Below are 25,963 nucleotides of genomic sequence, written 5' to 3' on the forward strand. Positions count from 1 at the left end.
ATAGTAAATAGTGGCTTGCTATAAGGTTTACTTTTAAACATAAGATAATACATTATATATTAATTTACATAAAATACCATTTATATAGAAGGGGATTATTATGAAACCAGAACAATTTGTACAAGCATTGGCGGAAAAGGGAATAACATTAAATGAATCCCAGCAAAAAGCATTTGATATTTATTTCAAAGAGCTTGTCGAATGGAATGAAAAAATAAATTTAACAGCAATTACAGAAAAAGAAGAAGTCTATGAAAAACATTTCTATGATTGCATTACCGCAGCCTTCTATACAGATATGACGCAGGAGCTATCTATTTGTGATATTGGTGCAGGAGCGGGGTTTCCAAGTATTCCATTGAAAATATGTTTTCCGCATTTAAAAATAACCATTATTGATTCTTTAAAAAAACGGATTACTTTTTTAAATCACTTAGCAAATAAACTGGAACTGACTGGTGTCGCATTTTACCATGATCGTGCGGAGAATGCAGGAAAAAATGAAGTGTTCCGGGAACAATATGATCTAGTAACTGCCAGAGCAGTAGCCAGAATGTCTGTATTGAGCGAATTATGTCTCCCATTTGTGAAGAAAGGTGGTTATTTTGTTGCCATGAAAGGTTCGCAGGCAAATGAGGAGCTGGAAATAGGTAAAGCTGCGATTGAATTGCTTGGGGGTGAGGTAGAATCAATGAATACCTTTACACTTTCTCAGGATGCCGGGGAACGCTCCATTATTAAAATTGCTAAGAAACGTAAAACACCAAAAAAATATCCCAGAAAAGCCGGATTGCCAAATAAAGAGCCGATTGAATAAAATTTCAGACAGATACGCTTTAGATTATTTAAACGCATTTTATATTTTTTCAGCGGTATGTATGGTAAAATAAAACTATACATACCAATTGTTTGTTGTTGTATTATGTGAAGCATTGATGCTATTATAGGAATGTTATAGGTGTTGATTTACTAGATGAATTCACTAAATATTTATTCAAGAAAAAATAGAGAGCTTTTGTTAAATGCAGAGCCTCGATACCGAACTCTCTTTATTTTTAAGATAAGGAAATAGGCAGAGTTAACGAACCAATAAAGATAATGTTTCACGTGAAACATTATTTTTTACACTTTAAGAAAGTATACAAAATTCAAGGAAGAAAGTATCGCAACTAAGACTGTCACCTAAAAGCTTGGTGACAATCAAGTTTTCTTTAAGTGAAGAGCAAGTGTGAATGTAATATGCATAATCTCTGATAGATAAAGTAAACTTACAGCCAGTTATATTGCAAGAAATTTTTGCATAAAGCTTCGAGCTTTTATTTATATAGATGGAATAATGAGTTTGTTAAATTTAGAAGGTGGTGTCAGCAAGTGGTAAGTCCTTTTAATCGGATATTTGGAAAAAGCGATAAGGATCCAATAGATACAGATAAGGTTTCCTATTCTTCAGATGAAGTGATTCAAATCGATATCGATAAAATTCAGGCTAATCGCTACCAGCCACGAACGATTTTTCAAGAGGAAAAGATAAAAGAATTAGCACAAACCATACACACACATGGCATAATTCAGCCAATTGTCGTTCGTAAATTAGATGATGATTCCTTTGAATTGATTGCAGGGGAGAGAAGATGGAGAGCAGTTCAGCATTTGGGCTGGAAACAAGTGTCGGCAATTATTCGTGAAATGAGCGATACAGAAACAGCTTCTGTTGCGCTTATTGAAAACCTGCAGCGTGAAGAATTGACTGTCATTGAAGAAGCTATTGCATATAATAAGCTGTTGGAGCTGCATAATTTGACGCAGGAAGCACTAGCGCAGCGTCTTGGTAAAAACCAGTCTACAATTGCAAATAAACTGCGCTTATTAAAACTGCCGCAAGAAGTACAGGATGCTTTGTTAGAAAAATTAATAACAGAAAGGCATGCCCGTGCTTTGATTAAGTTAAAGAATGAGGAACAGCAGCTGCTTGTGTTAAAAGAAATTCTTGAGAAAGAATGGAATGTGAAGCAAACAGAAGAGCGAATTGCTAAAATTAATGAACCAAAAGATGAGAAGAAGAAGACAAAACCGAAATTAAAGGGTATTAATAAAGATGTCCGGATTGCTATGAATACAATCAGACAGTCCCTCAACATGGTTTCAGATACTGGTGTCGATGTAGAATCAGATGAGCAGGAACTGGATGATTACTATCAAATAACGATTAAAATACCAAAACAAAAATAGCAGCAGAATTACTGGCATATATATTTCTTTGCCCATCTTCCATTAGATGGGTATTTATTTTGAAGTAATGGAAGACGGAGGCATTTTCTAGTGGTACTTTATATTATTCTATATTAAAATTAAATTAAAATATGCTAGAATGCATCGTAATTTCAAAAAAAATGCTATGATAGTGAATATAGAAGTGATTGCTCAAGTTTTTTATCAAGAAAGATTTGAACAACCTCCGGGTAAGGTAGGTGTCAACATGGGAAAAATTATATCCATCGCAAATCAAAAAGGTGGCGTTGGAAAGACAACATCGTCTGTGAATGTCAGTGCTTGTTTAGCTTCGTTGGGGAATAAAGTATTACTCGTTGATACAGACCCTCAAGGCAATGCAACAAGTGGTGTTGGTGTGAATAAGGCAGATGTGAATCAATGTATCTATAATGTATTAGTAGAGGATACACCGGCAGAAGACGTCATTGTTCCTTCCAATTTAGAGAATTTAGATATTATTCCTGCCACAATTCAGCTGGCAGGATCAGAAATTGAACTTGTTCCGATTATTTCAAGGGAAATTCGCTTGAAATCTGCATTAGGTGAGATAAAAGATCAGTATGATTATATTATTATTGATTGTCCTCCCTCCTTGGGCTTATTGACAATCAATGCATTAACTGCATCAGATACGGTAATGATTCCAGTACAATGTGAGTATTATGCATTGGAAGGCTTGAGTCAGCTATTAAATACGATAAGGCTGGTGCAAAAGCATTTAAATAAAGAATTAATGATTGAAGGAGTCCTTTTAACGATGCTGGATGCACGTACCAATCTTGGCATTCAAGTAATTGAAGAAGTGAAAAAATATTTTCAAGACAAAGTATTTGAAACCATTATTCCAAGAAATGTTCGTTTGGGTGAGGCACCGAGTCACGGTCAGCCGATTATTTCTTATGATTCCAAATCTCGTGGTGCAGAGGTATATCTTGATTTAGCGAAGGAAGTGATGACAAATGCCGAGAGGGTTAGGTAAAGGAATTAATGCGTTGTTTCCAGAAGCTGAAAAAGACAGTAAAGATCATATTCAAGAGATTGAAATATCTAATTGTCGTCCCAATCCTTATCAGCCAAGGAAGAGCTTTCAAGCAGATTCTATTGAAGAGCTGAAGGATTCCATTAAAGAATATGGTGTTATTCAGCCAATTATTGTCCGAAAAAGCCTCAAGGGTTTTGAAATTGTTGTCGGTGAAAGAAGGTTTCGGGCGGCAAAAGAAGCAGGACTCAGGACTATTCCTGCTATTATCCGGGAATTAACGGATGAACGCATGATGGAAGTTGCATTATTAGAAAACCTGCAGCGTGAGAACCTGACTCCCATTGAAGAAGCACAAGCCTATGCGAATTTAGTAGAAAAGCTGAAAATTACACAGCATGTCCTTTCTGAAAGGTTAGGAAAAAGCCGCTCTCATATTGCAAATATGATTCGTTTATTATCCTTACCTGATGAAGTGATTGCTCATATTAATAATGGTGATCTGTCTATGGGGCATGGACGGGCACTTCTTGGCCTAAAAGATCGGGATGCAATCCTTGTTCTGGCTAATAAGATCCGCAAAGAAAAATTGAATGTCCGGCAGGTAGAAAAGCTTATTATCGAAATGAACGAAAAACAGATAAAGAAACAGAAGAAAAAGCCGAAAAAGGATATATTTATCCAGGAAAGAGAAACGGTACTTCGGGATACACTTGGAACAGCTGTCCATATTCATAAAGGGAAGAAAAAAGGTAAAATAGAAATTGAATTTTACAATGATGATGATCTAAACCGTATATTGGAATATCTTGAAAAATAATAAATAGCCGATGTATTCTTTATGACTATTCATGAGAATATAACGGCTATTTTTTTATGGTTATAGATGAAAATATTGAGTATACAAAGGACAAGGAATTTGATGAGATTCAAGCTAATACGATGATTTTGGACTATTTATCCAAAAATAATTATATAACACGAAAAGAAGTAGAAAGACTTTGCGGTTTTTCGCCAGCTACAAGTAAGAGGATCTTAAAAGGTTTAAGAGATCAGGGAAAAATCGTTTTAGTGGGTCAAAATAAATCCAGTAAGTACCAATTAAAAGAATAAGCGGTCTGTAAATGAGCCGCAAATCAAAAATATTAAAAAACTGTATTTAAATGGGATTTCTGGGAGTTATAGTAAAAGGAATTTTTTAGGGGAATTAAAATTGCAAATATAGATGTCTATGGAAAGTAAATCATAAGACAAGATACCGCCCGGTTATCCTGTCTTTTTTAATATTCATTTACATAGATAGCTGATTATGATGTAGAATGCTTTTACTACAATATTATAACTCATATTGGAATATAATGGTTAAAAAGTTTCCTTAAAGAAAAATAATAGACAAGATAAAATTTACTTGACAAAATGAAATACACTGCATAAAGTAGGTGTTAGATAATAAAGTTTACCGTATGCAAAAATAAAGGGAGGAAGAAAATGGAGAACGTTTGGAAGAAAGCACTTTGCTTGGCTATGGTAATAGGAATATTATTTTTAGCAGCTTGCGGGTCAGATAGTAAAGAAGGAAATGCAAGTGAAGAAGAGGGCGATGAACCAATTGAAATTGTCACAACAATTGCGCAAATAGGCGAGCCCTTATCTGTCATTGGCGGCGATCTAGTACACGTAGAAAGTCTAATGGGACCATCTGTGGATCCGCATTTATATAATCCTACACAAAGCGATATTTCTAAGTTGTATGATGCAGATATTATTTTTTTCAATGGCTTAAATTTAGAAGCAAATATGGTTGAACCATTAGAGGCTATTGGAACAGAAAAGCCAGTATTAGCAATCGGTGAAACATTGCCGGAGAGTGTTCTTTTAGACGATGAGGAAGAAGCAGGAGCTACTGATCCACACATATGGTTTGATTATCACTTATGGCAGGATGCACTGGATGCAGCTGTAGAAGAATTGAAAGAATATGCTCCAGAGCATGCAGATACCTTAGAAGCAGGGAAGCAGGAGTATTTTGCACAATTACAAGCGTTAGATGAAGAAGCGGCTAAATTACAAGATATTCCTGAAGCACAACGTGTATTAGTAACAGCCCATGATGCATTTGGTTATTTTGGCAAATTGCATGATATAGAAGTCATTGGTTTACAAGGGTTAAGTACGGAGAGTGAAATTGGTGTATCTGATATTAATGATACAATTACGATCATTGCAGAGAATCAAGTTCCGGCAATTTTTGTTGAAAGCAGTGTAAATCAGGACTCCATCAATGCAGTTATCGAAGGAGCTGCCGATAATGGTGTAGAAGTGGAAGTCGGCGGAGAATTGTATTCTGATGCAATGGGAGAAGCAGGATCAGAAGAAGGCACATACATCGGAATGTATAAGCATAATATAGACACAATCTATGAAGCTTTATCTGGAGGAGATGAGTAAGGTGGCAGCAGCTGTTATAAGCGTAGATGGTTTATCCGCTTCCTATCAAAAAAATACCGTATTGCATGATGTAAATTTTCAAGTTAGAGAAGGAACCATTACAGCAATTGTCGGACCCAATGGAGCTGGCAAATCAACGCTAATTAAAACCATGTTAGGCCTGCATCCCAAACTGACAGGAAATGTAAGATTTTGGGATGATGCTTTTAAAACAGCAAAAAAGAAAATCGGATATGTGCCTCAACGCGGCTCTGTGGACTGGGATTTTCCGACAGATGCACTGGATGTTGTAACCATGGGCTTATATGGGAAGATAGGCTGGTTTCGGATTCCTTCTAAAAAGCATAAAGAAAAGGCGATGCAAGCTTTAAAGAAAATGGGAATGGAAGCTTATGCACATCGGCAAATCAGTCAGTTATCAGGAGGGCAGCAGCAGCGGGTATTCTTAGCACGTGCATTGGCCCAGGATGCTGAGCTGTACTTTATGGATGAACCACTGGCCGGAGTAGATGCGTCCACAGAAAAAGCAATTATGGCTATTTTGAAGGAATTAAAAAGCAGGGGAAAGACTGTATTGGTCGTCCATCATGATTTACAAACAGTTCCTGAATATTTTGATCATGTTTTATTTTTAAATAAAAAAGTATATGCACATGGTGAGACAGAAAAAGTATTTACCAAAGACAATATTGCAACAACGTATGGTGGAGATATGCAATGGGTTGGAAAGGGAGATCAATATGTTATCCAATCTACTTCACACTAATACGATGTGGGTTATGACAAGTACCATGATTCTGGGAATTGCTGCTGGAGGAATTGGCTGCTTAGCTTATTGGAAAAAGCAAAATCTGATGAGTGATGCTTTATCCCATGCAGCACTTCCCGGAGTTGTTGTAGCTTTCTTCATTATACAGGAAAAAAATCTGCTGCTGCTTGTTATCGGTGCAGCAATCAGTGCTCTCTTAGGAGCATTCCTTATTCAATGGATCACCAATACATCAAGAATTACAGAAGATACGGCAATGGGGATGATATTATCGGTCTTTTATGGCGGCGGTGTGATGCTGCTAGCTATTGCAAATCGCTCTGCCGGAGGAAACCAGAGTGGGCTAAACAGCTTTATATATGGGCAGGCGGCAGCGATGGTCCGTTCCGATGTCATTACGATGATGGTGTTAGCATCTATTGTTATTTTCATCATTTTCATCGCTTTTAAAGAATGGAAATTATTTTTGTTTGATGCTTCCTTTGCAAAAGGGATCGGATTATCTGTTCGTGGTATGAATGTGCTTTATACCACAGTACTGGTCACAACAATTGTGATTGGAATACAGGCTGTTGGTGTTATTCTGATGGCAGCCATGCTAATTATTCCGGCTGTCAGCGCGAGGTATTGGACGCATTCCTTTAAAATGATGATTATCCTTTCTTCTGTTGTCGGCGGTATATCTGGTGCAGCTGGTACCTGGATAAGTTCTACGGGAAGCGGATTGCCGACAGGACCATTTATTGTGTTGGTTTCTGCGACTATTTTTGTTCTTTCTTTGTTATTTGGGAAGGAAAAAGGAATTATTATCCGTTTCATTCAGTTTAAAATACAGCAGCGATCCTCTAAAGAAGATTATCCATTGACAGCCGGAAAAGGAGGGTCACAATGACATATACGATGTGGATTATTTTAACAGCATCACTTGTAGGCCTTTCCTGTGGCTTAATTGGTGTATATCTCATTTTGAAAAAGCAGGCGATGATGGCGGATGCCATTAGCCATACGGTGCTATTAGGAATTGTATCAGCTTATCTGGTGACACAGCAAATGACAGGAACAGCGATGCTGGTGGGCGGTATTTTAGCTGGACTTCTCACGGCATTCCTTGTTCAATCGCTTAATAACTTAAAGGTGCAGCATGATGCTTCACTGGGAATTGTATTTACAACATTGTTTGCAATCGGGGTTATTCTCATCTCTACCTCTGTTGGTAACGTACATTTAGATGTACAGCATGCCTTGATGGGAGAGATTACATTTGTTCCATTTGCAACGATAGATATTCCTTTGATTGGAGCTGTTCCAAAAGCAACAGCATTACTTGGCCTTGTCTTAATTGTAGTGATTTTCTTCATCATTGCCTTTTATAAGGAATGGAAAATTACCTCTTTTGATCCGGCATTAGCAGCAAGTATCGGTATTCCAGTCGTTTTCTTTCACTATTTATTTATGACACTTGTATCGATAACAACAGTGGCTTCTTTCGATGCAGTTGGTGCGATACTAGTAGTTGCGATGCTGATTACGCCGGCAGCAGCGGCTTATTTATGGACGGATAAGTTAGTTGTCATGCTGTTTCTAAGCGGCGGATTTGGGGTATTATCTGCCATCACAGGTTATTGGGTAGCAACATGGCTCGATACGTCTATTTCCGGGTCGATGGCATTTGCAACGGGATGTATCTTTTTTATAAGTTTTATCTTTTCACCAAAGCATGGGCTGATTTCAAAATGGGTGCGACCTGCGGGAGTCAGTGAAGAGCAAGGAATATAGGAGATTTTCATAAAAAAAAGGATTTTCATATCGAGCAGGATATGGAGTTCCTTTTTCTTTTGCACTTTAAGAAAGTATACAAAAATTAAAGGAATAAAGTATAAGCGCAACTAAGGCAATCCTACGCCTTTCAGGCTTGGCTTGCCAAGTTTTCTTGATTATACTATGGATAAAAGAAAAATGTTTCACGTGGAACATGTAATAAACAAGAGGTATCTGTAAAGTGAAATTTTACTTCGTTTTCGTTTTATAAATGTGGGACGGCGGGGGATTGCTAAAATCATTGGAGACTGCAATGGTTTGTCCCATTTAAAACCGTTACGGTGTAGTAAAACCTCATAAACATAGGAGGAGCAGGAAGTGGCTTTATTTGGAACGATTGTTAATTTAGTATTTATTATTATTGGAAGTATTATTGGTTTGTTTTTCACAAAAATCCCGGAACGGTTTAAAGAGACAGTGATGAATGGAATTGGGCTGGCAATCGTTTTAATTGGTCTGCAAATGGCATTACAAACGGAGCAAATTATTGTTGTCTTATTAAGCTTATTATCTGGAGCAATCATTGGCGAGGGGTTAAAGATAGAAGAAGGGTTAAATCGTTTTGGAACATGGATAGGCTATCGTTTTGCCGCTAATGAAAATGATACCAGCATTTCTCAAGGCTTTGTGACAGCTTCTCTTATATTTTGTGTCGGAGCAATGGCAATTATTGGGTCTTTAGACAGCGGCATCCGTGGAGATCATGGTATTTTGATTACCAAAGGGATTATTGATGGCTTTACTTCTCTTGTCTTAACAACGACATTAGGTATTGGTGTTATCTTATCAGCTATTCCAGTTGTACTTTACCAGGGAACGATTACACTTTTGGCAACGCAAATTGACAGGTGGGTGCCGGCTGCTTTTTTAGATGGATTAATTGTCGAGCTGACAGCCGTTGGCGGGCTGCTTATTCTTGCAATTGGATTAAATTTATTAAATATCACTAAGATTCGGATTGGAAATTTATTACCCAGTATTTTGACCGTGGTGCTGGTTTATTATGTGTTTACTTTGTTTTAAAAACAAAAAATAGCAAAAATCGGGTGGAGATGCCCGATTTTTTCGATCTATTGTAATCAACTGGGGAGGAAAATTTTCCGATGACAGTTTCACTTTACATCATATTCCGGCTGTATGAGAATGCTGGGCATAGGTTAATTGATTATCAATTTGTTTAAGTATACCTGCTATTTCTAAAGCCATGTCCATTACCAGAGATAGGCGGGTGTTTTGTAAAACTGTATGCTCCATAAAGCCGCTGACATTGACAACGCCGGTAATGTTCATATTGCCAACCTGCGGGAGTTGTTTGTTAAGAGCAAGACCGGGCTTTAAAGGTTTGTTTTCAGCAATAATACTTCCGACAGAGCTGCTTTTGCCCAGACATGCATCAATGGCAATCAGATAAGGTTTATCATGTTTTTTATAAATGCTATGGAGTGCTTCTCTTAAGTTAACAGCATGGACTGGGTCATGAACTGTTCCATAGACATGTAATTTTCTTGGTCTCATTTCCTCAAAATAAGTGCCGGCGAGCGGACCTAATGCGTCTCCTGTAGAACGATCGGTGCCAATAAAGATGGCAATATAATTATTTGCTTTCAAAGGAAACCAGGGAAATACTTGCTTAGATAACGTTTTAGCTATATCGGGTTGTTTATAATTTGCTTTGAAATAGTCTGATTGTCTGCGCAGGCTTGTTTTTAGATTCATAGCAGTTCCTCCAAAATCATATTGTTACAGTATACGGTAAATTACGAAGAACTATACGTATGAATTGGAGGAAATACCATGTGGAGAAGAGGTCTGCAATGGATGGCGTTAATCCTTGGTGCAACGATTGGTGCCGGATATGTATCAGGAAGAGAGCTGTGGCAGTTTTTTGGGCATGAGAGTGGACTGGCTATTGTGATATTTGCTTTTCTTTTTTCATTTTGCTGTTATGTGATTATGGCGATTAGCTATCAGATGAAAAGTGTAAATTATTTACCTGTTTTAGAAATCATAGCCGGAAAAAAGCTGACAAAGGTATTTGACGGATTAATTCTTTTGTATCTTTTTACGACCACCATGATTATGATTGCAGGAAGCGGGGCGGCAGGACAGGTATTCCACTTACCATATAGTGTTGGAATCGCGATTACTGGAATTTTACTTGTGCTGCTATTTCTAAAAGGAATAAAAGGATTGCTTACTGTAAATGAATTTATTTTACCAGTTCTGATTACCGGACTTTTATATGTATTAGCCTTGTATGTCTCTAATGAGAATTTACAGCTGTTTGCATATTGGCATGAGCAGCGTAACTGGTTTGCAGCGTTTCCTTTTACGGCATTGAATATTCTTCCTTTAGTAGCTATTTTAGGGGCAATTGGAAGCAAGGTAAAGGGCAGAGGAGAAATGCTGGTTTGCTGTATTGGTACCGGACTGTGCTTAGGCACCGTTTCGTATATTTATAATAGCAGCCTGATTCAAATTGCAGATGAAATCATGCTGTATGAGATTCCTTTATTCGCTATTTTAAAAGAGTTTCCATTAGCGATGATTTTATTTATGTCTACCCTTCTCTGGCTGGCTATTTTTACAACTGCTGCTGCAGGGATGCTGGGCATTGCTACGAGAGTACAGTCATTTTTAAAAGAAGAAAAACCCATGTACCTCATCGTGTTTATTTCTGTATTGCTTATGCTGCCATTGACAGGATTTGGTTTTGCTAACCTGATAAATTTTCTCTATCCCTTATATGGTGTCCTCAATTTATATATTTTAGCAAGGTTATTAACATATCCATTATGGAGCAGAATTAAATAAGCAATTAGATTTTGAGTAAACTACTTAAAAATGTATGTAACTATAATGCTTAATGGTTAAAAGAAGTAAGTATAAATGTATAATACGAAAAATATAAGATTTGTACGTTTACATTTTTGCAGAAGGGAAATACATTATGGTAATATTTTTTGAGCATCCATTGTAAAGATGCTGGTATGGAAAGTGAAAGGAGTTATTACTGTATGAATTTTATAAATAATCAATTAGACAAGCTATGGGATTATTTGAGCAGTCCGGAGCCCTGGTTAGCTATTTTAGAGGGAGCAATCCGAATTGTTCTGATTATCTTTGTTTCTTGGCTGGTTGTTCGTATTGTGCGGAAAATAGTAGATAAATTATTTGTACAAAGGCAGCATGGACCGATAAGGATTCCAAAACGCCGGGAAGATACGCTGAAAAAATTGATCAAGAGTGTGGTTGCCTACGTAGTCTATTTTATGGCGATTGTGATGGTGTTACAGGTCTTTAACTTTCAAATTGGACCCCTGTTAGCCGGAGCTGGTGTTGCAGGCTTAGCGATCGGTTTTGGGGCACAGAATCTTGTCCGTGATATCATCTCAGGCTTCTTTATTATTTTTGAGGATCAATTTTCAGTAGGAGACTATGTTTCCACTGCAGGAATTGAAGGAACAGTTGAAGAAATTGGATTACGCACGTCAAAAATAGTCTCCTGGACAGGTGAGCTGAACATCGTTCCCAATGGAAATATTACGCAAGTTATCAATTACTCATCCCGAAATGGACTGGCTGTTGTAGATGTGAATGTGCCATATGAAAGTGATGTTGCTCAGGTAGAGCAAATTATTCAGGAAGTAGCTGAAACACTGCCGGATAAGTATGAATTTATTTTAAGTGTTCCTGAGATTATCGGTGTTCAAAACCTGGATGTCTCTCATTTTGTTGTTCGTGTTATTGCTGAAACAGAGCCTGTCTTCAAATGGGCGGGAGAGCGGAATATACGTAAAGAAATTCAAGATAAGCTATATAAATCTGGCATTAAAATTCCTTCTCCCCGAATTGTCACTTATTCTGAGGAAGAGGTTGAGAAATTAACCCGGGACCGTCAGCAAAATCACAGATAAATCCTTCTAAAATTTGCTATAATAAATGTAAGAAAAGCTCCGGGCCCCATTTCTGGAGCTAGACACCATTAATTTAAAAAACTTGGTTGTCATCAAGCTTTTAGGTGACAACTCTTGGGTTGCGATTACTCACCCCATGAAAAACGTAGCACTTATGCAGTAAGAAAATTTAAACTTTCTTAACTGCCAAAAAAGGAGCAGGAGTTATGGATAAAGAATTTGGTTTGAATGATGTTGTCCAAATGAAAAAGCCACATCCATGCGGTGAAAACCGTTGGAAAGTTATTCGTATGGGGATGGACATCCGTATTAAATGTCTTGGCTGCGGACATAGTGTGCTGATACCAAGACGGGATTTTACCAAGAAGCTAAAAAAAGTCTTGGAAAAACATGAAGAATAGTGAAAAAAAGATTTTATATGAGAATTGGGAAGATAAAAATAAATATTTCCTTAGGAGAAAACGCAAAACAGGCTTAGATAAGGAACCTGTTTTGCGTTTTCTCATGCTTGTCTTTTTGTCAGGGACTATCTATAATTGGAGTTACGAAAATGTTCATGAACGAATTGAATCCTTAAGGAGTTGAAGAAAGTAATATGGCATTAACAGCAGGAATTGTCGGTCTTCCCAATGTAGGGAAATCTACATTGTTTAATGCAATCACACAGGCTGGAGCAGAAGCAGCAAACTATCCATTTGCTACGATTGATCCGAATGTAGGGATTGTGGAAGTTCCAGACGAACGTTTAAATAAATTAACAGAGCTTGTCAAACCGAAGAAAACAGTCCCGACTGCATTTGAATTTACGGATATTGCCGGCATTGTAAAAGGCGCCAGTAAAGGGGAAGGATTAGGAAACCAATTCTTATCTCACATCAGACAGGTAGATGCGATTTGCCAGGTGGTACGCTGTTTTGAAGATGAGAATATTACACACGTTTCTGGAAAGGTCGATCCGATTGATGATATTGAAATCATTAATCTGGAGCTGATTTTAGCAGATTTGGAATCTGTCAATAAACGATTCCAGCGTGTAGAAAAGTTGGCACGTCAAAAGGATAAGGAAGCACTTGTAGAGTATGAGGTATTAAACAAGATTAAAGAGGGCTTGGAGAATGATCAGCCAGTACGTGCTTTGGAGTTTACAGAAGAGCAGGAAAAAACGGTGAAAGGGCTGCATCTGTTAACAAGTAAGCCAACATTATATGTAGCAAATGTAAGCGAAGATGAAGTAGCAGACCCGGATGCAAATGAAAATGTGCAAAAGGTAAAAGAATATGCAGCAAATGAAAATGCGGAAGTGATTGTTGTTTGTGCGCGTATTGAAGAAGAAATAGCAGAATTAGAGCCGGAAGAAAAAGTTGAATTTCTGGAGGACTTAGGTATCTCCGAATCAGGCTTAGATAAATTAATTAAGGCTTCTTATAGCTTACTTGGACTGGCCACTTATTTTACAGCCGGTGAACAGGAAGTACGTGCATGGACTTTCCGTCAAGGAATAAAAGCACCACAGGCTGCAGGAATTATCCATACCGACTTTGAGCGCGGGTTTATCCGTGCCGAGACAGTATCCTATGAGGATTTAGTGGATGCCGGCAATATGGCAACTGCAAGGGAAAGAGGGAAAGTAAGACTGGAAGGAAAAGAATATATTGTTCAAGACGGTGACGTTATTCATTTCCGATTTAATGTATAAGCTTATTTTCTAAGCAAACTATCGCTGATACAAACAAGCTAAAAGCTGATTAACAGTAATTATTGAAAAAGATAAATCAGGTTCTCTCGAAGACTTGTCATAACATAATTTATTTGGTATAATATTGCATTGTGAGTAATTAGATAATTATTCCTTGCTCTTATGTCTATGATTCATTGTGGAATGATGAGAGATGAGGGCCGCTAAGACCAAAAGGAGGTGTAACGGATGAGAAAATACGAAATTATGTACATCATCCGCCCAGATATCGAAGAGGAAGCACAAACGGCTTTAATCGAGCGTTTTAACAAAATCCTTACTGATAACGGAGCGGAAATCGAAAAAGTTGATGAAAAAGGCAAGAAGCGTCTTGCATACGAAATCAATGACTATCGTGATGGCTATTATGTTGTTATCAATTTCCAAAGTGATGAAGCTGCAGTTAATGAGTTTGATCGCCTAGCGAAATTCAACGATGATATTATTCGCCATATGGCAATTCGAGATGAAAAATAATAAGGAGTGGTTCTGATGTTAAATCGTGTCGTATTGGTTGGCAGATTAACGAGGGATCCTGATTTACGCTATACTCCAAATGGTGTGGCAGTAGCCAACTTTACTATTGCTGTTAACAGACCTTTTTCAAATCAACAGGGAGACCGCGAAGCAGATTTTATAAACTGTGTCGTTTGGCGTAGACCAGCTGAAAACCTGGCGAACTATATGAAAAAAGGAAGCCTGATTGGTGTAGATGGACGTGTTCAAACACGTAATTTCGAAGGACAAGATGGCAAACGGGTTTATGTAACAGAAATTGTTGCGGATAGCGTTCAATTCCTGGAGTCGAAAGGGACTCAAGGCGGAGGACAGTATCAATCTGATGGCTACCAGAGTAACCAAAATAATCAGAACCAATACCAGCAAAATCCATTTTCATCAAATCAAAATCAAGGATTTAATCAAAACCAAAGCTTTAATCAAAATCAAAATCAGGAAGATCCATTTAAAAATAATGGAGAACCGATTGATATATCAGATGATGATTTACCGTTTTAAATCATTACCTAAACAAATATAAAAAAGAAGGAGTGTATTCACATGGCAGCTCGTCGCGGACGTGCAAAACGTCGTAAGGTGTGTTATTTCACAGCAAACGGAATTACACACATCGATTACAAAGATGTAGATTTGCTAAGACGTTTCGTTTCTGAACGTGGAAAGATTCTTCCTCGTCGTGTAACTGGAACTTCTGCAAAATATCAACGTAAATTGACAATTGCAATTAAACGTGCTCGTCAAATGGCTTTATTGCCTTACGTAGCAGACTGATTAATGAACCCTCAAGTTCCTATGGACTTGAGGGTTTCATTGTGTTCTTATATCTGGATTGATCTCTTGCAATACTTGTATAAACTTCTCCTTGGACTCTGGAGAAATATAGATAATACGATATGTTCCATAGCTGATTTCTATTCGGTGTATGGAAAGAGCAGGTGCAGAATAGATATTTTTTGTTTTGCGAATGAAGTGAATCTCTCGGATAGGGATAGATATTTTCCAGAAACCTGATTTTATAATAAGATGCTGATTATTGACGATATATTTTGTATGAAACAAAAGAGAGCTGAGCCAAAAAATAAATAACGATAAAATAATAATCGTAATGATTTCTGATAGAAGGATAGAGCGGATAAATAAAAATAAGAGAAACAATATACTCGGTATTAAGAAAATACCTATCCAAACATCCATTTTTGATTTAAAAACCATGAAAAAAACTCCTCTATAAAAAAACTAAGCGATATTTGCGTAAGTTTTCCTTTTAAATAAGAGCCCGCCATATCAATACAGCAGCTAAAATAATCACAGGCAAGCCGATAAAGTAGATATAGGAAAGGCTTGAAAAACTTTTCTTTTGTTCATAATTATCATCTAATCGTTTAGTAACCAAAATCGTACCCGCTAACGCTATCATACAGACGATAATAACAATGATGATCAGGATATGCAGCATATTCAAAATCCGTTCACCTCCTTGATAGATCATACGTGCTGACTTGGAAATAAAGCTGTCTATTTTTGCAGGGTTCTCCGCCTTCTCAGTCATATACTAAGGCTATCACAGAATAATGATAGGAACTTTGACAAATTTCAAACATCCTTATTCTTAATAAAAAACACTCTTCAAGCATAGGGAACTTATCTACACTTGAAGAGCGTATATGAATCTATCAATTTGATTTTAGATAGTAACAACACCAATTAAAACTGCAAACCCTAACAGGATAATACTGAATCCCCATAGCCAGAAGAAAGAGTATTTGATATGCTTACCCATGTTGGCGGAAGCAAGACCAATCCCTAACCATAGCGCAGGAGAGAATGGACTAACAAATGTACCGATAATATTTCCAATCATCATAGAATAAGCTGTTGATACAGATGCAATATCCTGTGTGCTGGCAATCTGGTCAACGATTGGCAGCAATGCAAAATAATAAGCATCTGTACTGGTTAATAAGTCTAAAGGAACTCCCAGCACACCAACAATCAGATGAATAAACGGAATAACAAAGGCTGGCATAATTGCTACGGCCGCTAATGCAATCTGTTCAAGCATCCCTGATTCATTCAGGACACCCAGGAATACCCCGGCAGACAGGATAACTGCAGCCATCATTAAGGCATTCGGAGCGTGAACTTTGACGCGATTCATTTGGTTATCAACGCCTTTATAGTTTAACGGAAGGGCAATAGCAACCCCAATCATAAATGCGTACTGAGGTGCCAGCAAACCAGCCATCATTGTTCCTAATACGAGAACGGTAAGAACAAGGTTTGCCCAATTTCTCCACGCTACATCTCTTGGCTGTTCTTTCGCTTGTGCCATCTCTTCATTCTGTCTCTTTGTAAAGTTATCAGCAATAGCCAGAATATTGATATTTTCATTTAATGTAATCTCACCTGCAGCAGCTCGTTTACTGATTCTTTTCTTTTCACGAATACCAAGAATTACAGCGAGTGTCAGGATAAGCCCGGCACCGATTGCCTGTACAGGAATAAGCGGTAAGTAAAATTCAATTAGATCCATCTCTATCACTGTTGCTGCCCGTGCAGCTGGCCCTCCCCAAGGAATCATATTAATAACACCAGCACTTAGAGCAACTAATAATAATAGTAAATAACGACTCATATGTAGTTCTTTATACAAAGGAAGCAATGCCGGGATACAGAGAAGAAAAGTAGATGCTCCTGCTCCATCGAGCTGTGCAATCATACCAATAACTGCTGTCGCTATAGCTACAACTATGACATTTCCCTTTGTTACTAAAATCATAAAGCGGATGAAGGGATTGAATAAACCGCTGTCTTGCATAATGCCAAAGTAGACAATGGCAAAAATAAACATAATCACAACGCCCATTACTTGCTGCGAGCCGGCTGCTAAAAATTCTGATAATTCCCCGAAATTAAATCCGGCTATAAATGCACCTATAATTGGAATAATCGTCATTCCGACAATCGGACTGATTTTATTGGAAATAAGTAATCCGACAATGGAAAAGATAATAAGCAGCCCAACAATCGTGAGCCAAACAGAAATGTCTTCCATAATAAACCTCTTTTCTTTTGTAAACGCTTTACAAAACTTTTAAAAAATTGCATATTACTACTATAAAACGTTTATAAGTGAATTTCAATCATTTCTTTTGCATGGATCAGTTAGCGAGTTCTCTTTTGCGGGTATAAGAAAACCATCCTTATCAATAGTAACAAAGGATAAATAAAAAAGATACCTAAAAACCAATCTGGAATTGGCCAAATGAATGAAGTCAAGGTAAATACTGCTGTAGGGATGGTGATCGAACAAGCCGTTAATTTCCATAGTGTTCCATAGGAGAGCTTTCGATTTGCCAGATGAACAACCCCTCTGCCCAAATAAGCAATAAGTGAAATAACTCCCAGCAATAGAATGGCTAATATTAAATAATAGAACATAAAGAAATAGATAAGCTGAAAAATAATGTTCATCTCTCCTCCTAAACCAGTCCAGTTTGTTAAACGGAACATGAGCTCAGGTAATGATGCGATCGTAAATAAGATAAATAGATAAATCATGATTTTATCCATCTCTATTCGATTGATTTGAAACATTGCTTTCTTTTGTGGCAGAAACAAGCTTTCTTTTAGTATCTTGATAAAGTTCATTTTTTTCATCCTTTATTTAAAAGTGGGGGGAAAGTCTCTTCATTATCATATAATGAATGATGTGATTTAATCCGCTTTCTGTTGGCAACACTATTATTATAAAGGAATCTGCTTTTATATGGGAAAGAAAATAACACTATTCGACAAATTTCCCGGGAAATAATATCAAATTCTATCACATCCTGCCAATGTTCAGAGGGGTAATTGCAGCACGTATTCTGCTGAAGAGGTGGATAGTTCTTGGGAAAATAAAAATTTATACTATGAACAAGATGCAATACAAGCCATTCTGTTAAATTCATGTTATCATTATAAAATATGTGTTGAATGAACAATGGTTGTCTGAAGACAATAAAATGATTGCAGATAAGTGAGGAAGAAAGCAGTCAATTTCTTTTTTTGACAATCTTTCTCATAAGCAGAGAGAAGTTTTCACCAAAATAAATTTATTTTGGTGAAGATATAACTATTTATTTTGCTAGAACGAGGTGCAGTATATGAACCAATCGAGAAAAGTGACAGAAGGAGCATTAATGATCGCTATTTCTATCGTTATATTGATAGCTTCTTTATTTCCGATACTTAGTTTGCTTACAGCCTTTGTATTACCTGTTCCTTTTATTTTTTATGTGAAGCGGCATGGAGTAAAGGCAGGTCTTGTTATGACATTGGCTGTTGCTATTATTTCTACATTGCTGATGTCTGTGATGATATTGCCAATTGTATTAATGGCAGCAGCAGGCGGTATTTTCATCGGATATGCAATCTATAAAAAGAATACAGCGTATGAAACACTGGCTCAAGGGACATTTGGGTTTATCCTTGGCGGGCTTCTGTCTTTTGTCTTTATTCAAACACTATTAGGTGTTAATATAATGGCTGAATATGAAAATATGGTAGAAGAATCTGTCAGGATGAGTGCATCTATGATAGAAAGTGTCAGCCCATCACTGAGCGGAGAAGATATTGAAGCGCTGCAAGAGACGCAAACTAACTTATTACAGCAATTAATTCCTACCTTTATGGTTGTGTTTGCTTTTATTATCGCGTTTCTCACGCAATGGATCAGCTATAAATTATTAAACCGGATAGAAAAAGAAAAATTATCCTTTCCTCCATTGCGTGAATTACAATTTCCAAATGCCATTATTTGGATTTACCTGTTGGCATTAGTTCTTTCTGTGATTGGTTTTGAAGAAGGAAGTACGATGGCATTTGGAGCGCAGAATTTACTGATGATTGTTGGAATTGCTTTGGTATTGCAAGGATTTTCATTTATTTTTTATTTTGCGCATATCAAGAAAATCGCAAAAATAGTCCCGATCTTAATTGTTATCACAACAATAATTTTTCCTGGATTTCTTCTTTATTTCATCCGAATCTTAGGTATAATTGATATAGGTTTTCGATTAAGAGGTCGGTTGAAATAAGAATAAGAAAAGGAAGAAGTTTGCTGTGTCATTTTTATTGGACTTTTTGCACATCCTCTTATAAAGAAAGACTGTTGGAGTTTGAAGGAGCTGAATGCCGTGCCAGATTTAGAGAATAGACCAACATTGAGCAAGCATGTATGGCTGATTTATATCCTTACTTTTTTGCTGCTTCTATGTGTGTGGTACTATCAATGGATAGTTGGCTTAATAATGACAGTTGTCTTCGCTGCTTCATTTTATTATAGTATTCGAACGGAAAGAGTGCTTCTGGATGAAGCGGAAGAATATATATCGACCATTTCTCATCGTGTCAAAAAAGTTGGTTCGGAGGCTTTATTAGAGATGCCTTTTGGAATCGTTCTATTCAATGAGAATTATCAAATAGAATGGTCTAATCCGTTTATGAACCAATTTAAAACAAGCAAAGACACGATTATAGGTGAATCTCTTAATAATTTATCTGAAGATTTAATTCCGATGATTATTGAAAATAGAGATGAGATATGGGTGAAAATAGGAGATTATACGTTCCTGTGTGTGATTAAAAAGGAAGAAAAACTGCTCTATTTCCTTGATCGTACAGAGCATCAGCATCTGAAGGATCGCTATCATAATGAACAGACAGTACTGGCCATTATCTTTTTAGATAACTACGAGGAAATCACGCAAAATATGGATGATACAGCCAAGAGTCAATTAAATTCTCAAGTAACGGCGGTTCTGAATAACTGGTCCAGCCATTATGGGCTTTATTTGAAGCGAACGTCACAGGAAAGATTCTTAGCTGTTGGAAATATAGAAATTCTGGAGGAACTGGAAAAAGTAAAATTCTCTATTTTAGATGAAGTCCGGGAAATGGAAGGATCTGAGAGTAATCCAGTCACATTAAGTATTGGCGTCGGCGTTGGAAACATGACACTGCCGGAGATAGGTGAAGTGGCACAGTCCAGTTTAGATTTAGCTTTAGGCCGCGGCGGTGACCAGGTTGCTATTAAGGATGAAAATGGAAAAGTACGCTTTTATGGCGGAAAGACGAATCCAATGGAAAAACGTACCCGTGTAAGAGCCCGAGTGATTTCTCATGCATTAAAAGAGCTGGTCCGTGCCAGTGATAATGTGATTATTATGGGGCATAAATCACCGGATATGGATGCGATTGGTGCAGCTATTGGTGTTTTAAATATTGCTAAAACAAATGATGTTTCCGGCTATATTGTATTTGATGAAAATGAAGTAGAGTCCGGTGTTTCCAAGCTGATGAATCATATTCGTGAAGATGAGGAGCTCTGGGAGCAATTTATCAGCCCGGATGAAGCCGAAGAACTGATGATAGACCAGCAGAGTTTATTAATTATTGTTGATACCCATAAGCCAAATATGGTTGCAGTAGAAAGCTTATTAAACTATACCGATTATAAAATTGTTATTGATCATCATCGCCGGGCTGAGGAGTTCATTGATAATCCGACGCTTGTTTACATGGAGCCTTATGCATCGTCTACAGCAGAACTGGTAACAGAGCTATTGGAGTATCAGCCGAAAGGAACCAAGCTGAAAGTATTGGAGGCAACAGCGCTGTTAGCTGGAATTATCGTTGATACGAAAAGCTTTACACTGCGTACAGGCTCCAGGACGTTTGATGCGGCATCTTATCTCAGATCACAAGGTGCAGATACTGTATTGGTTCAGAGACTGCTCAAAGAAGACTTAGATGTATTCGTCGAGCGCAGTCATATTATTGAAAGAACACAAATATATAATAATCATATTGCGATTGCGAAAGCACCAAGTGGAAAAGCATACAGCCCGGTGCTGATAGCCCAAGCCGCAGATACCTTGCTGACAATGGAAGGCATTTCCGCATCATTTGTTATTTCGGAAAGATCGGATGGCAGAGTGGGCATTAGTGCCAGATCACTTGGCGATGTTAATGTCCAGGTCATCATGGAGAAAATGAATGGCGGCGGACATTTGACTAATGCAGCTACGCAAATCGCCGGCAAAAATATCGATCAAGTAGAAGAGATGCTTGTTGAAATTATTGATGAGCTGGAGTATAAAAAAGGGAGAGATTCAGAATGAAAGTTATTTTCTTAAAAGATGTAAAAGGGAAAGCAAAGAAAGGCGAAGTAAAAAATGTTCCCGACGGCTATGCTCGTAATTACCTGTTAAAAAATAATCTGGCAGAAGAAGCTACTTCCGGAAATCTGAAAGCACTTGATGCGAAAAAGAAAAAACAAAATAAATTAGAAATAGAAGAAAAAGAAAATGCAATTAAATTAAAAGATAAATTAGCTGATTTAACCGTTGAGCTGGAAGCAAAATCTGGGGAAAATGGCCGTTTGTTTGGGTCGATTACAAGTAAACAGATTTCAGAAGGATTAAATAAGCAGCATGGTTATAAAATTGATAAGCGAAAATTAGAATTAGATGAGCCGATCCGTGCTTTGGGATATACAAATGTTCCGGTTAAATTGCATCCGGAAGTGTCTGGATCTGTGAAGGTTCATGTGAAAGAAAAATAATGAATTTAAAGGTAAAGCAATGAAACAAAAGAGGGCAGAAAAAGAAATTGGCACAGGGAGAAAGTGCGCCGGTTTCTTTTTTTCCACTTTTGTATAAAAAATTTAAGAAATAAAGTACGGCGGACACGATTGTCCTGATATCGACATTGTGACCGTACTTAGTCGATGAAAGCATAAAGAAGGCAATCCTATGCTTTTCAGGCTCGGCCTGCCAAGTTTTCTTTATCATAAAAACAGAGATGGGGATAATAAGATGAGTGCATCTTTCAGTGATCGTACACCACCGCATAATTTAGAAGCAGAGCAATCCGTTTTAGGTGCTGTGTTCTTAGAGCCGACAGCATTTGTTCAGGCTTCGGAAATATTGATTCCAGAAGATTTCTACCGCGCGAGTCATCAGCTTATCTTTACAGCGATGATGACCTTGTCTGAACGTGGGGAACCAATTGATGTTGTGACGGTTACCACGTTTTTAAACGACCGGAAGCAGCTGGGAGAAGTAGGCGGTGTATCTTACTTAACAGAGCTGGCAGAAAGTGTGCCAACTGCAGCTAATGTGGAGTATTACAGCAGAATTGTAGAAGAAAAATCAACCCTGCGTAGCTTAATTCGGAAGGCAACAGATATTGTGACCGCATCTTTTGAAAAAGAAGATGAGGTGGAGGATGTTTTAAACGATGCAGAGAAAAGCATCCTGGAGGTTTCCGGGCGTAAAAATTCGGGAGCTTTCAAAAATATAAAAGACGTCTTAATTGATGTATATGATAATATTGAGCAGCTTCATCAGCAAAAAGGTGATGTAACAGGTGTGCCAACCGGTTTTATGGATTTGGACCGGATTACATCAGGCTTTCAGCGAAATGATTTAATCATTATTGCCGCCCGTCCTTCTGTGGGGAAAACAGCCTTTGCGTTAAACGTAGCTCAAAATGTAGCGGTGAAGACAGATGAAAATGTAGCGATTTTCAGTCTGGAGATGGGAGCGGATCAGCTGGTTCAGCGTATGCTGTGTGCAGAGGGGAATATTGATGCACAGCGCCTTAGAAACGGGCAGCTGCAAGCAGATGATTGGAGTAAACTCACGATGGCGATGGGATCGCTGTCGAATGCAGGGATTTATATTGATGATACGCCAGGGGTGCGTGTCAATGAAATTCGCTCCAAATGCCGTCGTTTGAAGCAGGAGCACGGGCTAGGCATGATTCTGATTGATTACTTGCAGCTTATCCAGGGCAGCGGCAGCTCGAAGGAAAACCGTCAGCAGGAGGTCTCGGAGATTTCCCGTGCTTTAAAGGGGTTAGCCCGTGAACTGGAAGTACCGCTGATTGCCTTATCCCAGCTGTCCCGTGGAGTAGAATCCAGACAGGATAAGCGGCCAATGATGTCAGATATCCGTGAATCAGGAAGTATTGAGCAGGATGCGGATATTGTAGGCTTCTTATATCGTGATGATTATTATGATAAGGAGACAGAGAAAGAAAATATTATTGAGATTATTATCGCTAAACAACGTAATGGTCCAACTGGTACTGTAGAGCTTGCCTTTGTAAAAGAATATAATAAATTCGTAGATCTCGATCATCGCTACGGGGAAGGAGATATCCCGCCGGCGATGTAGAGAACCTGAGTGCTTTTCTAAAAAGATATGATTTTCCATTTGATAATGAGAATCATATCTTTTTTATATTAGGAAATCATTTTGAATTTTTTTCTAATTCAACTAATTTTTATTAAAAATTTTCATAAAATGATGACAAAATAGGTTCTTTAGTTTACACTTAGGATTGTACTTATTACAAAATACATAGATAAGCCAGAGTTCACAGAAGATCTGTGAAAAAAGATTTAAAAGTTTGAATATTCAAACTTTTAAATAAATATTTTATAACATAGGGGGAATAGAATGAAGAATAGCTTATGGAAGTTAGGTTTGCTTTTCGTATTGATGATCATGCTTGTTGCTTGTGCAAGTGAGCCAGATGAAGGTGAAATGGATGCAGATGCAGAAGAAAGTACAAGCGGTGATACAGAAGCAGCTGGAAATGAGGGCGGTGACTTAATCATTGCTGCGGGATCAGATGCCGTATATCTCGACCCTCATATTGCAAATGATGTCCCATCAGGAAATGTAAATATTAATATCTATGAAACGTTAACTAAATTCGATGAAGATTTAGAGCTGGAAGGTCTTCTGGCTGAGAGCTGGGAAGATATTGCAGAGGATGTATGGGAGTTTAAATTAAGAGAGGGTATCACCTTTCAAGATGGTTCTGAATTCAATGCAGAAGTTGTCAAGATGAATGTGGAACGTATTTTGGATGATGAAGTTGCATCACCAAGAAAAGTGTTATTTGAAATTATTGATGAGGTAAAAGTAATCGATGATTATACAGTGCAATTTATTACATCTTCTCCATTTGCACCGCTCCCATCTCATTTTGCTCACTATGCATCGAGCATGGTCAGCCCTGAAGCAATTGAAGCGGATTATGAGAATGCAGAGGCTGGAAATGAGTATGGTGCGTACATTTCCGAAAACCCGGTGGGAACAGGGATGTTTGAATTTGAAAGCTGGGATCCCGGCTCAGAAATCGTTCTTACAAATAATACCGATTATTGGGGCGAGGGTGCAAAGGTAGATACTGTTACGTTTAAAGTAGTGCCTGAAACGTTAACAAGAGTTGCTGAAGTAGAATCTGGACAGGCACATATTGTTGATCCGCTTATCTCAAACAATATTGAGCAATTGGAAAATAGCAGTGAAGCAAATATTTATATCCGCGATGGAGCATCAATCACTTACCTGGGATTTAATGTCGAAAAAGAGCCGTTTACGGATGAAAGAGTGCGCAGAGCAATTTCCATGGCACTGAATAGAGAAGAAATGGTAGACGGAATTCTGGATGGCGCTGGAGTGATTGCCAAGGGGCCGGTCAATGACACAAACTTTGGTTATCGTGATGATATTGATGCCATTGAATTTGATCCGGAGGCTGCCAAAGAATTATTAGCTGAAGCAGGGTATGAAGATGGCTTTTCAACAACCATTTGGACAAATGATTCGCAAGAGCGTATTGATATAGCAACGTATGCACAATCTTTATTAGCCGATATTGGTGTTGATGTTGAGATTCAGGAACTAGAATGGGGAACTTATCTAGAACGTACCGGTAATGGAGAGCATGAGATGTTTATTCTTGGATTGTCTCTTGGAACACATGATGCGGATTACCCGATGCATATGCTGTTTCATTCTGATAACGCCGGCCCTCCGGGAAACCGTACTATGATGAGGGATGAAACATTTGATGAAATGCTGCATGAAGCCCGAATCGAGCAGGATGAAGATACTCGTCTGGATTTATATGTAGAAGCGGCAAATTATCTAAATGAACAATCACCAATGGCCTTCCTGTATCACCCGGATCGTATTATGGGCTATCATAATACTGTTGAAGGCTTCTGGTCAGATCCATCAGGGTTATATCAGTTGAAAGACGTAACGATTCAATAATAAGCAGATGTATAGGAAGAGGTGTCTTTTAACAGGCACTTCTTTTCTTGTGTTGAAGAGGATGTTCCAAAGTCCTCGAATGATAATCGGCGAGTAATGACCTGCAAAAACTTCCCTCGTCTGTGGAAAACATAGCAGCCAATGCCTTTATCTGCCTGCTAAGGAAAGGTTACTGCCAAGTGATAGTTGGCCAGTATTTTATTTTAAAATGATTTCTGGTCAAACCAATATTATTGAAAATTTTCATAAAACAGTGACAAAAAGCCTTTTTTCGTATAAACTAAGATGGTGATTATTCTAAAAAAAGAAAAAGCTCCGTATAATAAAGTATACGGTAAACCAATCGAAAAGTGCGAATATTCGCGCTTTTCGATTGGTGTTTTA

Annotated in this window: 27 protein-coding genes; 22 read left to right on the forward strand and 5 right to left on the reverse strand. The window is 37.9% G+C overall.

What is annotated here, in order from left to right:
• The first annotated feature begins 100 nt into the window (after window positions 1-100).
• The 10 genes from rsmG (at window position 101) to FLK20_RS15325 (ending at window position 9,308) form a co-directional block, all read left to right on the forward strand.
• The gene (gene rsmG, locus FLK20_RS15280; protein ID WP_152657459.1) at window positions 101-817 is read left to right on the forward strand and encodes a 16S rRNA (guanine(527)-N(7))-methyltransferase RsmG; all 717 of its coding nucleotides are present in this window, start codon (window positions 101-103) and stop codon (window positions 815-817) included.
• 554 nt (window positions 818-1,371) lie between these two features.
• Window positions 1,372-2,229 carry a nucleoid occlusion protein gene (noc, locus tag FLK20_RS15285; protein WP_152657460.1) on the forward strand — a complete coding sequence of 286 codons (858 nt, stop codon included), beginning with the start codon at window positions 1,372-1,374 and terminating at the stop codon, window positions 2,227-2,229.
• A gap of 247 nt (window positions 2,230-2,476) precedes the next feature.
• Window positions 2,477-3,250, forward strand: a complete 774-nt coding sequence (locus FLK20_RS15290) for a ParA family protein (RefSeq protein WP_152657461.1) — start codon at window positions 2,477-2,479, stop codon at window positions 3,248-3,250.
• The gene (locus FLK20_RS15295; RefSeq protein WP_152657462.1) at window positions 3,231-4,070 is read left to right on the forward strand and encodes a ParB/RepB/Spo0J family partition protein; all 840 of its coding nucleotides are present in this window, start codon (window positions 3,231-3,233) and stop codon (window positions 4,068-4,070) included. The genes FLK20_RS15290 and FLK20_RS15295 overlap by 20 nt, the downstream gene beginning before the upstream one ends.
• A gap of 56 nt (window positions 4,071-4,126) precedes the next feature.
• Complete coding sequence (locus FLK20_RS15300; protein WP_152657463.1) at window positions 4,127-4,363, forward strand: hypothetical protein; 237 nt, start codon at window positions 4,127-4,129, stop codon at window positions 4,361-4,363.
• A 375-nt stretch (window positions 4,364-4,738) separates the two neighbouring features.
• Window positions 4,739-5,698 carry a metal ABC transporter solute-binding protein, Zn/Mn family gene (locus FLK20_RS15305; protein WP_152657464.1) on the forward strand — a complete coding sequence of 320 codons (960 nt, stop codon included), beginning with the start codon at window positions 4,739-4,741 and terminating at the stop codon, window positions 5,696-5,698.
• A 1-nt stretch (window position 5,699) separates the two neighbouring features.
• Window positions 5,700-6,464 (forward strand): metal ABC transporter ATP-binding protein, encoded by a 765-nt coding sequence (locus FLK20_RS15310; protein ID WP_227995067.1) that lies wholly within the window; start codon window positions 5,700-5,702, stop codon window positions 6,462-6,464.
• Window positions 6,439-7,359: a metal ABC transporter permease gene (locus FLK20_RS15315; RefSeq protein WP_152657466.1), complete on the forward strand. Its 921-nt coding sequence runs from the start codon at window positions 6,439-6,441 to the stop codon at window positions 7,357-7,359. The genes FLK20_RS15310 and FLK20_RS15315 overlap by 26 nt, the downstream gene beginning before the upstream one ends.
• Complete coding sequence (locus FLK20_RS15320; RefSeq protein WP_152657467.1) at window positions 7,356-8,243, forward strand: metal ABC transporter permease; 888 nt, start codon at window positions 7,356-7,358, stop codon at window positions 8,241-8,243. Before FLK20_RS15315 ends, FLK20_RS15320 begins: the two co-directional genes overlap by 4 nt.
• A gap of 360 nt (window positions 8,244-8,603) precedes the next feature.
• Window positions 8,604-9,308, forward strand: a complete 705-nt coding sequence (locus FLK20_RS15325; RefSeq protein WP_152657468.1) for a DUF554 domain-containing protein — start codon at window positions 8,604-8,606, stop codon at window positions 9,306-9,308.
• A 99-nt stretch (window positions 9,309-9,407) separates the two neighbouring features.
• On the opposite strand, the gene yyaC is transcribed toward FLK20_RS15325, so the two are convergent.
• On the reverse strand, window positions 9,408-10,001 hold the full coding sequence (gene yyaC / locus FLK20_RS15330; protein WP_152657469.1) for a spore protease YyaC: 594 nt from the start codon (window positions 9,999-10,001) through the stop codon (window positions 9,408-9,410).
• Between the two features lie 78 nt (window positions 10,002-10,079).
• On the opposite strand from yyaC, the gene FLK20_RS15335 reads away from it, so the two are divergent.
• From FLK20_RS15335 to rpsR, 7 genes are all read left to right on the forward strand, one after another.
• On the forward strand, window positions 10,080-11,099 hold the full coding sequence (locus FLK20_RS15335; protein WP_152657470.1) for a YkvI family membrane protein: 1,020 nt from the start codon (window positions 10,080-10,082) through the stop codon (window positions 11,097-11,099).
• A gap of 203 nt (window positions 11,100-11,302) precedes the next feature.
• Entirely contained in the window at window positions 11,303-12,202 is a 900-nt protein-coding gene (locus FLK20_RS15340; protein ID WP_152657471.1) for a mechanosensitive ion channel family protein, read from the forward strand.
• A gap of 206 nt (window positions 12,203-12,408) precedes the next feature.
• A complete protein-coding gene (locus FLK20_RS15345; RefSeq protein WP_152657472.1) occupies window positions 12,409-12,603 on the forward strand; it encodes a DUF951 domain-containing protein in 195 nt (64 codons plus the stop codon).
• Between the two features lie 194 nt (window positions 12,604-12,797).
• Window positions 12,798-13,898 carry a redox-regulated ATPase YchF gene (gene ychF / locus FLK20_RS15350; protein ID WP_152657473.1) on the forward strand — a complete coding sequence of 367 codons (1,101 nt, stop codon included), beginning with the start codon at window positions 12,798-12,800 and terminating at the stop codon, window positions 13,896-13,898.
• Window positions 13,899-14,126: 228 nt separating this feature from the next.
• Window positions 14,127-14,414, forward strand: coding sequence for a 30S ribosomal protein S6 (gene rpsF / locus FLK20_RS15355; protein WP_152657474.1), 288 nt, complete (start codon window positions 14,127-14,129; stop codon window positions 14,412-14,414).
• A gap of 15 nt (window positions 14,415-14,429) precedes the next feature.
• Window positions 14,430-14,954, forward strand: coding sequence for a single-stranded DNA-binding protein (ssb, locus tag FLK20_RS15360; protein ID WP_152657475.1), 525 nt, complete (start codon window positions 14,430-14,432; stop codon window positions 14,952-14,954).
• Window positions 14,955-14,996: 42 nt separating this feature from the next.
• Entirely contained in the window at window positions 14,997-15,227 is a 231-nt protein-coding gene (gene rpsR / locus FLK20_RS15365; RefSeq protein WP_040977734.1) for a 30S ribosomal protein S18, read from the forward strand.
• A gap of 36 nt (window positions 15,228-15,263) precedes the next feature.
• On the opposite strand, the gene FLK20_RS15370 is transcribed toward rpsR, so the two are convergent.
• The 4 genes from FLK20_RS15370 to FLK20_RS15385 form a co-directional block, all read right to left on the reverse strand.
• On the reverse strand, window positions 15,264-15,668 hold the full coding sequence (locus FLK20_RS15370) for a PH domain-containing protein (protein WP_152657476.1): 405 nt from the start codon (window positions 15,666-15,668) through the stop codon (window positions 15,264-15,266).
• 52 nt (window positions 15,669-15,720) lie between these two features.
• A complete protein-coding gene (locus tag FLK20_RS15375) occupies window positions 15,721-15,918 on the reverse strand; it encodes a BshB3 potential contributor to bacillithiol synthesis (protein WP_152657477.1) in 198 nt (65 codons plus the stop codon).
• Between the two features lie 222 nt (window positions 15,919-16,140).
• Window positions 16,141-17,511, reverse strand: a complete 1,371-nt coding sequence (locus tag FLK20_RS15380) for a CitMHS family transporter (RefSeq protein WP_152657478.1) — start codon at window positions 17,509-17,511, stop codon at window positions 16,141-16,143.
• 110 nt (window positions 17,512-17,621) lie between these two features.
• Window positions 17,622-18,107 carry a DUF1189 family protein gene (locus FLK20_RS15385; RefSeq protein ID WP_152657479.1) on the reverse strand — a complete coding sequence of 162 codons (486 nt, stop codon included), beginning with the start codon at window positions 18,105-18,107 and terminating at the stop codon, window positions 17,622-17,624.
• Between the two features lie 497 nt (window positions 18,108-18,604).
• Here FLK20_RS15385 and FLK20_RS15390 point away from each other — a divergent pair, with 497 nt between their 5' ends.
• The 5 genes from FLK20_RS15390 to FLK20_RS15410 all read left to right on the forward strand — a co-directional run bounded on the left by FLK20_RS15390 (window position 18,605) and on the right by FLK20_RS15410 (window position 25,579).
• Window positions 18,605-19,537 (forward strand): YybS family protein, encoded by a 933-nt coding sequence (locus FLK20_RS15390; protein ID WP_152657480.1) that lies wholly within the window; start codon window positions 18,605-18,607, stop codon window positions 19,535-19,537.
• Between the two features lie 99 nt (window positions 19,538-19,636).
• Window positions 19,637-21,622, forward strand: a complete 1,986-nt coding sequence (locus FLK20_RS15395) for a DHH family phosphoesterase (protein WP_152657481.1) — start codon at window positions 19,637-19,639, stop codon at window positions 21,620-21,622.
• Window positions 21,619-22,065, forward strand: a complete 447-nt coding sequence (rplI, locus tag FLK20_RS15400; RefSeq protein ID WP_152657482.1) for a 50S ribosomal protein L9 — start codon at window positions 21,619-21,621, stop codon at window positions 22,063-22,065. The genes FLK20_RS15395 and rplI overlap by 4 nt, the downstream gene beginning before the upstream one ends.
• Before the next feature lie 253 nt (window positions 22,066-22,318).
• Window positions 22,319-23,683, forward strand: a complete 1,365-nt coding sequence (gene dnaB / locus FLK20_RS15405) for a replicative DNA helicase (RefSeq protein ID WP_152657483.1) — start codon at window positions 22,319-22,321, stop codon at window positions 23,681-23,683.
• A gap of 285 nt (window positions 23,684-23,968) precedes the next feature.
• On the forward strand, window positions 23,969-25,579 hold the full coding sequence (locus FLK20_RS15410) for a glutathione ABC transporter substrate-binding protein (RefSeq protein WP_152657484.1): 1,611 nt from the start codon (window positions 23,969-23,971) through the stop codon (window positions 25,577-25,579).
• The last annotated feature ends 384 nt before the right edge of the window (window positions 25,580-25,963 follow it).

It is taken from the genome of Oceanobacillus sp. CFH 90083 (assembly GCF_009389585.1).
Classification (GTDB): domain Bacteria; phylum Bacillota; class Bacilli; order Bacillales; family Amphibacillaceae; genus Oceanobacillus.

Excerpts from the sequence above, each read along its gene's own strand:
- rsmG (WP_152657459.1), top strand. The coding sequence starts at position 101 with ATGAAACCAGAACAATTTGTACAAGCATTGGCGGAAAAGGGAATAACA.
- FLK20_RS15290 (WP_152657461.1), top strand. The coding sequence starts at position 2,477 with ATGGGAAAAATTATATCCATCGCAAATCAAAAAGGTGGCGTTGGAAAG.
- FLK20_RS15295 (WP_152657462.1), top strand. The coding sequence starts at position 3,231 with ATGCCGAGAGGGTTAGGTAAAGGAATTAATGCGTTGTTTCCAGAAGCT.
- FLK20_RS15300 (WP_152657463.1), top strand. The coding sequence starts at position 4,127 with ATGGTTATAGATGAAAATATTGAGTATACAAAGGACAAGGAATTTGAT.
- FLK20_RS15305 (WP_152657464.1), top strand. The coding sequence starts at position 4,739 with ATGGAGAACGTTTGGAAGAAAGCACTTTGCTTGGCTATGGTAATAGGA.
- FLK20_RS15315 (WP_152657466.1), top strand. The coding sequence starts at position 6,439 with ATGTTATCCAATCTACTTCACACTAATACGATGTGGGTTATGACAAGT.
- FLK20_RS15320 (WP_152657467.1), top strand. The coding sequence starts at position 7,356 with ATGACATATACGATGTGGATTATTTTAACAGCATCACTTGTAGGCCTT.
- yyaC (WP_152657469.1), bottom strand. The coding sequence starts at position 10,001 with ATGAATCTAAAAACAAGCCTGCGCAGACAATCAGACTATTTCAAAGCA.
- FLK20_RS15335 (WP_152657470.1), top strand. The coding sequence starts at position 10,080 with ATGTGGAGAAGAGGTCTGCAATGGATGGCGTTAATCCTTGGTGCAACG.
- FLK20_RS15340 (WP_152657471.1), top strand. The coding sequence starts at position 11,303 with ATGAATTTTATAAATAATCAATTAGACAAGCTATGGGATTATTTGAGC.
- FLK20_RS15345 (WP_152657472.1), top strand. The coding sequence starts at position 12,409 with ATGGATAAAGAATTTGGTTTGAATGATGTTGTCCAAATGAAAAAGCCA.
- ychF (WP_152657473.1), top strand. The coding sequence starts at position 12,798 with ATGGCATTAACAGCAGGAATTGTCGGTCTTCCCAATGTAGGGAAATCT.
- rpsF (WP_152657474.1), top strand. The coding sequence starts at position 14,127 with ATGAGAAAATACGAAATTATGTACATCATCCGCCCAGATATCGAAGAG.
- ssb (WP_152657475.1), top strand. The coding sequence starts at position 14,430 with ATGTTAAATCGTGTCGTATTGGTTGGCAGATTAACGAGGGATCCTGAT.
- rpsR (WP_040977734.1), top strand. The coding sequence starts at position 14,997 with ATGGCAGCTCGTCGCGGACGTGCAAAACGTCGTAAGGTGTGTTATTTC.
- FLK20_RS15370 (WP_152657476.1), bottom strand. The coding sequence starts at position 15,668 with ATGGTTTTTAAATCAAAAATGGATGTTTGGATAGGTATTTTCTTAATA.
- FLK20_RS15380 (WP_152657478.1), bottom strand. The coding sequence starts at position 17,511 with ATGGAAGACATTTCTGTTTGGCTCACGATTGTTGGGCTGCTTATTATC.
- FLK20_RS15385 (WP_152657479.1), bottom strand. The coding sequence starts at position 18,107 with ATGAACTTTATCAAGATACTAAAAGAAAGCTTGTTTCTGCCACAAAAG.
- FLK20_RS15390 (WP_152657480.1), top strand. The coding sequence starts at position 18,605 with ATGAACCAATCGAGAAAAGTGACAGAAGGAGCATTAATGATCGCTATT.
- rplI (WP_152657482.1), top strand. The coding sequence starts at position 21,619 with ATGAAAGTTATTTTCTTAAAAGATGTAAAAGGGAAAGCAAAGAAAGGC.
- dnaB (WP_152657483.1), top strand. The coding sequence starts at position 22,319 with ATGAGTGCATCTTTCAGTGATCGTACACCACCGCATAATTTAGAAGCA.
- FLK20_RS15410 (WP_152657484.1), top strand. The coding sequence starts at position 23,969 with ATGAAGAATAGCTTATGGAAGTTAGGTTTGCTTTTCGTATTGATGATC.